Consider the following 11,720-nt stretch of genomic DNA (forward strand, 5'->3'; position numbering starts at 1 on the left):
GAGCAGGGCCGAGGGGTCGGAACCCGCGCGCATCGCGATTGCGGCACGGTCGCCATCCATCGAACAGATCAATACGCCCTGATCGCGAGCATAGCCGTAGGGGAGGTCGAGCAGAGGCGACGGCGAACGGCTATTGTCTCGGACACCGGACATACTATCGTCCGCCAAAAAACTCTCCCCGATCACCAGAACATGCTCTGGCTCACGCCAACCCGTTGCTTGCTTGGGGTTGGGCGAGATCGGGCAGAAGCCCCTGAAAATCCGCCGCGCATCACAATACCCTTCCGCTGCTATCCGTATATGGGATAGGAAATTAGTGTGACGCTGCGACGACTCCTATTTGACAGATAGATTACAGATTCCGTTCTAGAAATTCAGTCCGATGCTCATCGAAAAGCGCGTGCCGATCGCATAGGCATTGTTGAGGATGGTCGTGCTGCCCAGAGTCTGGGATTCACTGTAATCGGTGCCGAGAAGATTCCTCGCTTCGAATTTCAGCTCGAAATCCTGACCGGCAATATTCATCTCTTCGCGCAACACCACATCCAGTTTCCAGCCGGTACGCTCGATCAGGTCGGGCTGTCCCTGCGGCCCGCGAGCCGTGACCCGGGGGCTGTTATAGGTCAGCAGGATGGTCTGCTGCGATATGGGACCATCTTCGCGCTCCAGCCCGAACTGGAAATTCCCGACATGGGATGACTGTCCGGTCAACCGGTCGCCGTCGTCAAACAGATTGGATGACGCAACCGGTGTCAGCGTGATCGGGTTGATCGAGATGTCGTCGGCGTTCACCTTGATCTTCGACTTTGTATAGGTGTAATTGGCCGCCAGCATCAGGCGTCTGTCGGCAAAGAAACTGCCGCCGAGATCATAGAGCGGGAGATATTTCACCAGCTCGACTTCCGCCCCATACAGGGTCGCGGTGGGTGCGTTGGAAAAACCGGTGAACAAGGTACCGCCGCCCTGGACAAAGGCAACATTTTCGATCGGATTGTCGATCTTCTTGTAGAAACCGGCCAGCGTGATCCGCTCGCCACGGCCGATATAATATTCGTAACGGCCTTCAATGTTGAACAATTTACTGTCCGTCAGCAAGGGATTGCCGACAAAGGTGCGATCCGATTCCAGATCCAGAAACTGTTGCGGGGCCAATTCACGAAACTGCGGCCGAGCAATGGTTTTGGAAGCAGCCAGGCGGAATTGCATGTCTTCGGCAAAATTCCAGGTCAGCGTTCCCGCCGGCAGCCAATAGTCATTGTTCAGTCCGGCACCGACACCGGGCGCGCCGCCGATCAGGGTGATCGGCGTAACCAACTGCTTTGCGTCTTCATAGCGAACGCCAAGATTGGCGCGGAGGCCATCGGCAAGCTCGGCTTCAACCGAAACATAACCGGCGTTGACTTCAAGCTTTGCCGAATAGGCCGGAACCGACGCCTGTGACGCGACTTCGCGCAGCTCCAATCCATAGGTGTAGACATTATAGTCGGACAGCAGGAAATCTATCCGCTCCTGATCGATCGGATTTGGGATATTCCCGACCGGGACGAACCGGAAATCGCGCCGCTGGGCAAAGCGGTCATTCTTGTAATAGCTGTAACCGGTGGAGAAGATGATCGGCACGCCAATATCGGTTTCATAGGATATATCGGCACCCGCGCCATAGACATTGTCGTTGAGATCGCTGAACCGGATACGGGCAGACTGGCCGGGAGACGTCAGGTTGTTGACATAATCCTGAGCAATAATATCGTCATAGGCATAGCCATAGGTCCGCTCATAGGGAGCATCCCGCTTGGAATTGGCGTAGCTGCCGCGAAGATCGACGCTCAATTCGTCGAACTTGAATTCCCCGACGAACTGGGTCGTAAACAATTGGCGTTCGAACCAGCTGGTCCGGCCCTGATTGAGCAACTGATCGTCACTGACGTTGATCGAGTCGATCCCGGACTTGATCGACGCTTCTTTCGAAGTGTCGTGAATATAGAGATTGGTGAATCGAATCTTGTGCTCGCCAAATTCTGCCGACAGGCCAAGCAGACCGTTGATGACAATGCGGTTTTCGGTGGTGACAAAGCGGAAGTCCTGATCGGGAAGCAGACCCGGCTCACCATCGATATTTACAATGCCCTGCGAAGTCTGCTGGACACCGCCGCGGGTCCGCCAGCTATTGTCAAAGCCGGCGGTGGCGACGACTCCGATATAGGCATCGCCGACATCGAAGGTTTTACCAGCCGAAATATCTGCCGAAAAATTGGCCGGTATGTCCCTGTTGCGCTGGATCAAATTGGTTTCTGCATTGTTCAGGCTTGCGGCAAAATCCTGCAAGTCCTTGCTGGTGAATGTCGTGCCAACAGAAATCGGAATATTCTGAGCAAGCGCCTGTGCCAGTCCGGCGGGAATGTCCCGCACACCAGAATCGAATCCGATAATATCGCTGTCGGAGCCATCATAGGTATAGCCAAGCTTGCCGGTGGTTTCACTATCGCCGCTGACGCCAAAATTGATCTTGAGAAACGGTTCGTCCGGCGTCGATTTGGTGGTCAGGTTGATCACCCCGCCGCCAAACTCGCCGGGATAATTGACCGAATAGCTTTTCTGGACAACCGTCGAGGCAATGACGCTGGTCGGGAAGAGATCGAGCGGGACAACCCGGCGGAGCGGTTCCGGCGAAGGCAAGGGCAAGCCATTGAGCAACGCCAGCGAATAACGTTCGCCCAAGCCGCGGACAAAAACAAACCGGCCGCCAACGACGCTCAGGCCGGTGACTCGCTGCAGCGAACCGGCAATGTCGCCATCGGCAGTACGGGCGATTTCCGCTTCGCCGAGAACCGACACCACTTCGCCAGTCGCCCGGACCGGATTGGGGATATATTTACCCCTGACGATGATCTCCCCGCTGAATTCGCTGCCCGGCGCAGAGACATCGACGTTGTCGTCGACAGGCTCGTCGTCAGACGGAATATTCTCTGCCGCCGGTTCCTCTGCTGGGGTGGTTTGTGCAAATGCAGCAGGGGAAATAAGTGCAGAGCTCAGTAGCAGGCCGGTGATTATCGCTGTCCGCTTGGTCATCCGATTGTCCTTCATATAGTGTAAAAATGGGATGGCGGCCGTCGATGGCCACCATCCCAATGTCTTGTTTCAGAATTAACCAATGGTCGGAGCGATGGCACAATCATTGGCGTAGAGACCGCAGGTCCAGCCCTGGAAACGGGTGTCATTCGCATCCTTGACCGCACCAATATAGTTGACCGCTTCATAGTCTCCGAACTGGAACGAGGCTGCCCGGGTCGCCGCATCGAACGGCGTCACACCATTTTCGTTCGCACCGTTGATGAAGGCGATTGGCCAGGCGCTCGAAGCGAGCGTCGAGGTGCCCGTCGATGTGACATTGGTGCCAGCGTTGAAGATGGTCATGATCGCTGCGACGGTAACATTGCCATCGTCAACGAAGGCGCCGCCCGAGCAGGACATGAACACGGACTGGAATATTGGCGGACCATTTTCATCGATCGCCGCATTCGCAGCCTGCACCGTGGCCGTGCCATCCATATCCAGACATTTATTGGCATTGGAAGCGCTCGAAATGACGCTGTTGTACATTTCATAGTCACCGCCACCGCGCATCAGGATCGTGGTGTTGCCGCCACGTGAAACCAATGTGCCGTTGCCCATGGCGTAATTTTGCCGTGGTTCCGCATCTTCGTCACCGTTGGAGTCCGCTTCCCAATTATGGTCGCCGCCATTGGTCCGCTGTACCGCGAGAACAAACTGGTTGAAGCCCTTGTAACCGACATCGGAGTCGACCGAGTCATCATCATTGCCGGTGAAGGCGAGGTTTTTGCCGTTGACCCGACCGCCGAACCATTCGACGGCGTCGTCGGAGCTGTTGTGGACCTGAATATTCTGGAAGAAGGTACCGCGACCAACGCCGCCGAGGCTGATGCCATTCAGCTCGTTGCCGGTGGAAACTTCAAAGCCGGGATAGCGAACCTGCAGATAGGAAAGACGACCCGACGAGTCGTTCGGCAAGGTACCGCCATAGACTGCGTTAGCCGGACCTTCGATGATCGCTTCACAATCGGTACGCGTGCCGCCCGGGTTGGAAACGCTGCCGGTGGCGCAGTTGGAGATTGGTGCACGGCCAAGAATGACCACGCCGCCCCATTGACCGATGCTGTCGGCAGTCGTTGTGCCGAGGATATTCTGACGCGAAGTGAAGATGATCGGCGCGGTTGCCGTACCTTCGGCAAAAATCTGCGAGCCGCGATTGACCAGGAGGAAGTCACCGCCGGAAGAACCGAATACGGTCACGCCGGGTTCGAAGGTAACGATGCCGGTCGCACCGCCGTCAATCCCTACGTCGACTTCACCCGAGAAGGAGTAGATCGTGCCTGCCGCTTTGGGAACCAGCAGATTGCCAGTGATAATGCCGGAGATCTGGCAGTTGCGGACCTCTTCGCCATTGCCCGTCGTGATCGTACCGACATTGGCCGTTCCAGTGGCGCAGCTTGCTGCGGGACCGGCTGTCGGAGTGGGTGTCGGCGTTGGCGCGGGAGCTGGCGCCGGCGCTGGTGCCGGAGCCGGCAATATGACAAGATTGCCTTCGCCTGGTGATGCGACATCATCTGCGCCGCAAGCCGTCACGGCAAGCGCAGCCACGCCGGCAAACAGGACAGATCGGAATTGCTTATTCAACATGGGATTGGTCTCCGCAAAAATAACTGGTTTGATACGTTCGGATCAAACGATGCGGATTCGAATCAACCGACCCCCATCGCCCTCAGGGAAGGGCACTAGGGAAGGGAGATGACCCAGCGATGCTGTTTGCGTGACGGTTCGGAGACTCAATTGTGACGGATATTTTTCAACGCCGCCCGGACTAGCGGATTTGCAAGCTTTGCCTTGCTATCAAGCGAAACCGATTTGCAGATGTGACAAAAAAAGATGGCCGCAAAAAACGGCCACCTTCTACATTATATAGGGATTACGAGGATTTCTCTCCGAATCTGCTTTCGATTAGCGGGCTGCAATCTGGTTGTTGAGGTTGCGCAGCGCCAGTTCAGCGGCATCCCGGGAATTGACCACCTTGCCATTGGCAAGCAGCAGATCAAAATCGTGATTGCCTTGCATCGCAGCCATGAACATGCGGGCGGCGTCGCCGGTGCGGCCCAGTCGAGCATATGTCTGGCCAAGATTGATCAAGCGTGCGGGATCCTGTGCATCGACCTTTTCCGCTGCCTCCAGCTGTTTCAATGCGGTCTCATTGTCACCGGCAATCAGGGCATCATAGCCCAGAGAGCCCTTGGCATAGCCAATTTCGCCCGAATCCTGTGCGATAGCTGGCGTGGTCATCAACAATATTCCGGCTGCGATTCCGATTATTTTAGCGGTTTTCATAGCATCTTCTCCTAATCCTGCACCAATTATTACACTTATATGACACTTGATGCAACAAAACTGTAACATAACTGTCAAATATCGATGGATTCGAGAATATTTTTATTATTATCAATGGCTTGTGAAATTTTCGCTGATCATGCGCAGGAGCCGGACAGATGCAATGGCTGCGACCGACCCAGATGCGCGCGGCGCATGGTCGATTCTATTGCGGATGGATGGAGAAACTGTCTGGAGGCCCGACCCGGAATCGAACCGGGGTGCGCGGATTTGCAATCCGCTGCGTCACCACTCCGCCATCGGGCCGAAGAGAGGGCGCGAATTGCTTCGCTTTGCCACGAAAGTCAACCCAAAGTTGCGTCATCCATGACTCATGCTCGATATTGTGCAAAATCGCCGGATTGTCGCGCAAAAGACGCAGTCAGCTCAAATTCGCAGGAATCCATCTTGGCGCAACGCGCAAGGCGGGCTAGAAGCGACAAAATATCGGCCATAGTGTATTGTATACCTAATACAGAAATGGCATGGACGCAGAACATATATTGCGAGGATCGACGCTTGGGCCAAGAAAATTTCAAACAAATGCGCAAAGCCATGGTGGTCAGCCAGTTGCGCACAACCGAGGTCAGCGACCCGCGCGTCATCGCGGCGATGAGCCACATCGCCCGCGAAGATTTTGTGCCGGCCGCCCAGCGCAGCTTCGCTTATGCCGACCGCGGCGTGCAAATCGGCGAAGGCCGGGCCCTGAATCCTCCGCTTACCACCGGACGACTGCTGAATGTGGCGCATGTGACGAAGGACGACAATGTCCTGCTGATCGGCGCGGCCACTGGCTATACGGCCACCGTTCTGGCGCAACTCGCCGGGTCGGTCATGGCGGTCGAACAAAATGCCAAGCTGGCAGCCACCGCGGAGAAAAATCTGGCGGATTTTGACAATGTCACAGTCGAAACCGGCAATCACGCAGACGGCTGGGGGCCACTAGCGCCCTATTCGGTTATCGTTGTCGATGGACTGGTGGAGCAAATTCCGCAGGCCCTGATCGATCAACTCGCGCCGGACGGAACGATTGTGGCCGCGGTCATGCATGATGGCGTGGCCCGCCTTGCCCTGGGCCGCACCGCCGGCGGTCATGTCGGCTATCAATATTTTGCCGATGGCGGGGGCTGTCCGCTGCCCGGCTTTGAAAAAGCAAAAAGCTTCAAATTTTAAGGCGTTCGGGAGAGTAATCAAATGACTAGCCGCCGTCTTTTCCTTGGCACAGCTATCGTGGCGTTGCTGTCGGCACCGGTGCAAGCAGACACGCTGCGCGATGCACTGGATGCCGCCTATCAGACCAACCCGACCCTGTCCGGCGCGCGGGCAGCGCAGCGAGCAACCGACGAATCCGTTGCCATTGCCAAAGCCGATGGCCGCCCGAGTGCCACCAGCGATTTTGGCTTTCAGGAAAATTTCCTGCGCAGTGCCAATAGCTTCACCGCGCCGCTCCGCCAGTCGACGATAGGAGGCTCGATCGACGTTCCGATCTATTCCGGCGGAGCTGTCAAAAATGCTATTCGTGCCGCTCGCACCAGAGTGGAGGCTGGCCAGTTCGACCTCCGTGCCACCGAAGCGAGCGTGTTCAGCAATGTGGTGGCCACTTATATGGATGTCATCCGCGATTCGGCGATCGTCAAACTGAACCGGGCCAATGTCGGCGTTCTTTCTGTCAATCTCGACGCGACCGGCGATCGTTTTGAAATCGGTGACCTGACCCGTACCGACGTCGCCCAATCCGAATCCCGGCTGGAAATTGCCAAGAGCGATCTGGAAACTGCGCGCGCGAACCTGATCCGCAGCAAGGAAAATTATATTGCACTGGTCGGCCACGAGCCCGGCGATCTCGAGCCGCCTCCACCCTTGCCAAACCTGCCAGAAACGCCAGATCAGGCCGTTGATCTGGCCCTGACCTATAATCCGGACTTGCTTGCCGCCAAGGAGCGCAGCGACGCCGCCGAATTTGACATAAAGACGGCACGGGCTGGCAACAAGCCTCGGGTTACTACTTATGCTCAAGGGCGTTATCTGAATTTCCACGGGACGCTGGGCGGCAATATTCCGGGCACGACCTTCATTCAGGAACAATCGACCGCCGAAGTCGGCATTCGGGCAACCATGCCACTGTATCAGGGTGGCCGGCCAGCCGCGCAAATTCGGCAGGCACAGGCGCGCTCCGGTCAAGCCTATGAGCAAATGATCGCGGTCGAGCGCGATGTCATCGCGCAAACCCGTGCGGCTTATTCCATCTGGCGCGCATCGGAACGGGTGATCCAGTCTTCAGAGCGGGCCGTGGCTGCCTCGAGCCTTTCACAGGAGGGTGTGCGCGCCGAAAATTCCGTCGGCAACCGGACCATTTTGGACATTCTCAACGCCGAACAGGAATTGCTCAACGCTCAGGTGCAGTTGGTGACGGCACGCCGCAACAGCTATGTCGCGGGGTTCACCCTGCTCGCCGCGATGGGCCGCGCGGAAGCGCGCGATCTGGGACTGGAAGGCGGGCCGCTCTATGACCCTGACGTCAATTACGGCCGGGTCGACGATATATTCTATGACTATCAGAGTGACCGCAATCCGGAACCACAGGCGACCAGGACCGTTGACACTGAGGCGCAAAAAGCGGACATAGAAGCATTGCCGGAGACACCGTCGCGCCGATAAGGCATGCGCTGTCGATCAAGACCGACAATAAATGTATCAGTTTTAGGGGTTTCGCACATGGCTGAACAAAACCGGGAATCGTCGATGGAGGAAATCCTCTCGTCGATCAAACGCATCATCGCCGAAGACAAGGCGATCGATGAGGACCGCCCCCTGACTCGCCGCAAAACCACGCCGAAACCGGCGCTACAGGCGGTTCCCGATGTAAAGCCGGCGGACCGGAATGAAGAAATACTCGAACTGACCGACGAACTGGCCGACGAACTGGCCGACGAACTGGCGGAACATCAAGGTTCGTCTGCTCGGGGTGTGTTTGGAGACCGGCGCAAGGAAGAACGGCTGATCGACGATAACAAGCTGGACAGCATGCGCCAGTCGCTCTCGGCCCTGGTCGAAAAGGAAGCGATGGAGCGTCGGCCGACAACATTATCTGCCAGCGGCACTTCACTGGAAGACCTGACCCGCGACTTGATGCGGCCGATGATCAAGCAATGGCTGGATGCGAATTTGCCGGATCTGGTCGAACAATTGGTGGCGCGGGAAATCCAGCGGCTGAACGAGAAATAAGCCTGCGGACCGGTTCCCAATTGCCTTGTCGGACAGCCGTGCTAAACCCCTGTCCATGACAAAATTTTTCAAAACATTCACCGCCGCTCTGCTCGTTACCGGCACCATAATTCCTACACTTGCGTCGGCAAAGCCGATGACGGTGGAGGATCTCGCCACGCTGAAACGAATGGGGTCGGTTGCCATTTCTCCGGACGAGAAATGGGCGGCCTTTGATGTCACCGAAACCGATCCAGAGAGTTACGATCGGTCTAGCGCGCTCTATCTGTTGGACGTCAACACAGCCGATGCCGTTCCCCTGCGCATTGTCGACCAGGCAGGAAAAAGCGAACATAGCCCGGCCTTTGCAGCAGATGGCAGCCTCTATTATCTCAGCGACGCTAGCGGTTCGGACCAGCTTTGGCATGCGGATATTGCCGCTGGCACTGATGTTGGAAGTCCTGTTCAGGCGAGCGATTTGAAAGCCGATGTAGCAGGCTTCAAGCTCTCGCCGACCGGCGAAAAAATCGCGCTGTGGGGCGATATTGCCAGAGACTGCCCGACTTTCGGTTGCGCAACAGATGGAAACCGGGCCAAACTTGGCCCCGGAACCGGTCGCGAATATGATGAACTGTTCATCCGCCACTGGTCGAGCTGGGAAACACCGGGCAATTACAGCCGGATATTTGCCTTTGATCTGAAGGATGGGAAAATCGCCGGCGACGGTGCGGCGCTGGACGGCGATCTGGTCGGCGACAGTCCCTCCAAGCCCTTTGGTGGTGGCGAGGAAATTACCTGGGTGCCGGGTGAAGAAGGCGTCTTCTTCGCGCTTCGGATCGCTGATCGCAATGAGCCCAAGTCGACCAATCTCGATATTTATGGTGCCAAGGCCGATGGTACGGAAACCGTCAATTATACGGATAATAATGAGGCGACCGACACACTCCCTGCTTTTTCGTCGGACGGCGAATGGCTGGCATGGGCAGCGATGGAGCGTCCTGGCTATGAAGCCGACCGGCTGGTGGTGAAATTGCGCAAAAAAGGCAGCGATGAAGATGAGGCCTTTGCACTGACCAAGGACTGGGACCGCTCGGTCGGTTCGATCGCCTGGACGCCCGACGATAAAAATCTGATCGTGACCGCGCAGGATGTGCTCGATCATCCGGCCTTCGCGGTCGATATCGAGACCGGCAAGGTCACGCGGCTGACCGGCGAAGGCAATGTCGGCACGACCATCCCCTTGCAGGACGGCTCGCTGATCTACACGATGAACAGCATCCAGCTGCCGACCGATCTCTATCGCCGGGCAGCGGACGGTACGGTCACGCAGCTGACCAATATCAATGGCCGCGAACTGGCCGCAATCGACACGGTCGATATCCAGCGCTTCGATTTTGCCGGTGCCAACGGCGATCAGGTCTGGGGCCAGATCATCAAGCCTGCGGGCGCGACCGGCAAGCTGCCGATGGCGTTTCTGGTCCACGGCGGACCACAAGGCAGTTTCGGCAATAGCTGGTCGACCCGCTGGAACCCGAAAGTGATGGCAGCGCAGGGCTATGCGGTGGTCACCGTCGATTTCCACGGCTCGACCGGTTATGGACAGAAGTTCACCGACAGCATCAATCTGGACTGGGGCGGCAAGCCGCTGGAAGACCTGAAGCTGGGCTATGCGGCAGCGGTCAGGATCGACAAGCAGATTGATGGCGAGCGGTCCTGCGCATTGGGCGGCTCTTATGGCGGCTATATGATGAACTGGATCGCCGGCAACTGGCCCGACCGGTTCGACTGTCTGGTCAACCACGCCGGTGTGTTTGATCTGCGCGCGATGGCGCTCAGCACCGAAGAACTCTGGTTCGATCAATGGGATCATGGCGGCACCTGGTGGACGCGGACCGATCCGGAAAAATGGAATCCGGTCAACAAGATCACCAACTGGAAAACGCCGACCCTGTTCATCCACGGCGAGAAGGATTTCCGCATTCCTTACACCCAGAGCATCATGCCGTTCACCGTTGCCCAGGAAATGGACATTCCGTCCAAATTGCTGATCTTCCCGGATGAAAATCACTGGGTGCTCAAGGGCAAGAATAGCGTCCAATGGTATCGGACGGTGTTTGACTGGATGGGCAAATGGACAAAGGCGGAGGGCGTTGAAAACTAGGTACTATATGCGCCGCACTTGATGCGGAGCCTTGTGTATCGAAGAGCAATCCATAGTCGCCAAAGCCCCGAAGTGCGGCGCACGGCCTCGTCACACCGGCGCAGGCTGATACCCAATCCAGACTATTGGGGATGCGCAACATTGGTTTAGGCCCCAGCCTTCGCTGGGGTGACACAAAGGATAGAATATGACCTATTTCCCGACCGAAGATCGCGATGGCACGATCATCATCACGCTGACCAACGGCGAGCGCAATACGCTCAATCCCGATTTGCTCGAGGAGGGGGCAGCCGCCCTGCAATTGCTGGCGAAAAATCCGCCCAAAGGCGGCATTGTCCTGACCGGAGCGGGCGAACATTTTACCTGTGGCATGGATACGAAAGTGGCCGCGTCCCTGGATGCGGCGGGCCAGAAGCGAGCGGTTGCTGCGATCGATGATTTTGCCGCGGCGCTTCACCGCCTGCCCTGTGCTTTGGTCTGCGCAGTCAACGGCAATGCCATTGGCGCGGGCGGGATCATGATGCTCTGTGCCGACTGGATCTATGCCGCAACCGGCCATTACAAGATCGGATTGCCCGAAGCCAAGGCCGGCCTGCCCTTCCCGGCGGTGCCGCAAGCGATACTCGACCATTGGCTGGAACCAGCCTGGCGGCGGCGGCTTGCGCTTTCCAGCATGTTGCTCAAACCCAATGAGGCGATTGGCGCCGGCATGGTCGAAGCCACGGTGATGCCCGATGATCTGATCGACAAGTCTGTCGCCAAGGCCCAGGAAATGAACGCGCAACCGGGTTTCAAGGCGTGCAAGCGCCAGCTGCGCGCCAAGGCCAATGCCGAGATTGATGCGATTTTGGCCTAGCTAATTCTCCGCCGTCATCGCGAGGAGCGAAGCGACGCGGCAATCCAGAGCCGCGCGTGCCGC

8 protein-coding genes and 1 tRNA gene are annotated in these 11,720 nt (G+C 57.2%); 5 read left to right on the forward strand and 4 right to left on the reverse strand.

Features of this window, described 5'->3' with window-relative positions:
• Positions 1–366: 366 nt before the first annotated feature.
• The 4 genes from V7665_RS06495 to V7665_RS06510 all read right to left on the reverse strand — a co-directional run bounded on the left by V7665_RS06495 (position 367) and on the right by V7665_RS06510 (position 5,703).
• The gene (locus tag V7665_RS06495) at positions 367–3,069 is read right to left on the reverse strand and encodes a TonB-dependent receptor domain-containing protein (protein ID WP_335663720.1); all 2,703 of its coding nucleotides are present in this window, start codon (positions 3,067–3,069) and stop codon (positions 367–369) included.
• A 75-nt stretch (positions 3,070–3,144) separates the two neighbouring features.
• The gene (locus V7665_RS06500; protein ID WP_335663721.1) at positions 3,145–4,698 is read right to left on the reverse strand and encodes a hypothetical protein; all 1,554 of its coding nucleotides are present in this window, start codon (positions 4,696–4,698) and stop codon (positions 3,145–3,147) included.
• A 318-nt stretch (positions 4,699–5,016) separates the two neighbouring features.
• Positions 5,017–5,397, reverse strand: a complete 381-nt coding sequence (locus tag V7665_RS06505) for a tetratricopeptide repeat protein (RefSeq protein ID WP_335663722.1) — start codon at positions 5,395–5,397, stop codon at positions 5,017–5,019.
• A gap of 232 nt (positions 5,398–5,629) precedes the next feature.
• Positions 5,630–5,703, reverse strand: a tRNA-Cys gene (locus V7665_RS06510).
• 252 nt (positions 5,704–5,955) lie between these two features.
• Here V7665_RS06510 and V7665_RS06515 point away from each other — a divergent pair.
• The 5 genes from V7665_RS06515 (at position 5,956) to V7665_RS06535 (ending at position 11,657) form a co-directional block, all read left to right on the forward strand.
• Complete coding sequence (locus V7665_RS06515) at positions 5,956–6,609, forward strand: protein-L-isoaspartate O-methyltransferase family protein (RefSeq protein ID WP_335663723.1); 654 nt, start codon at positions 5,956–5,958, stop codon at positions 6,607–6,609.
• A 21-nt stretch (positions 6,610–6,630) separates the two neighbouring features.
• Positions 6,631–8,094, forward strand: a complete 1,464-nt coding sequence (locus tag V7665_RS06520) for a TolC family outer membrane protein (protein WP_335663724.1) — start codon at positions 6,631–6,633, stop codon at positions 8,092–8,094.
• Positions 8,095–8,151: 57 nt separating this feature from the next.
• On the forward strand, positions 8,152–8,661 hold the full coding sequence (locus V7665_RS06525; RefSeq protein ID WP_335663725.1) for a DUF2497 domain-containing protein: 510 nt from the start codon (positions 8,152–8,154) through the stop codon (positions 8,659–8,661).
• 55 nt (positions 8,662–8,716) lie between these two features.
• Positions 8,717–10,801, forward strand: coding sequence for a dipeptidyl-peptidase 5 (locus tag V7665_RS06530; protein WP_335663726.1), 2,085 nt, complete (start codon positions 8,717–8,719; stop codon positions 10,799–10,801).
• A gap of 187 nt (positions 10,802–10,988) precedes the next feature.
• Positions 10,989–11,657 carry an enoyl-CoA hydratase/isomerase family protein gene (locus V7665_RS06535; RefSeq protein WP_335663727.1) on the forward strand — a complete coding sequence of 223 codons (669 nt, stop codon included), beginning with the start codon at positions 10,989–10,991 and terminating at the stop codon, positions 11,655–11,657.
• Positions 11,658–11,720 lie beyond the last annotated feature (63 nt).

The organism is Parasphingorhabdus sp. (assembly GCF_036964675.1).
In the GTDB taxonomy this organism is placed as follows: domain Bacteria; phylum Pseudomonadota; class Alphaproteobacteria; order Sphingomonadales; family Sphingomonadaceae; genus Parasphingorhabdus.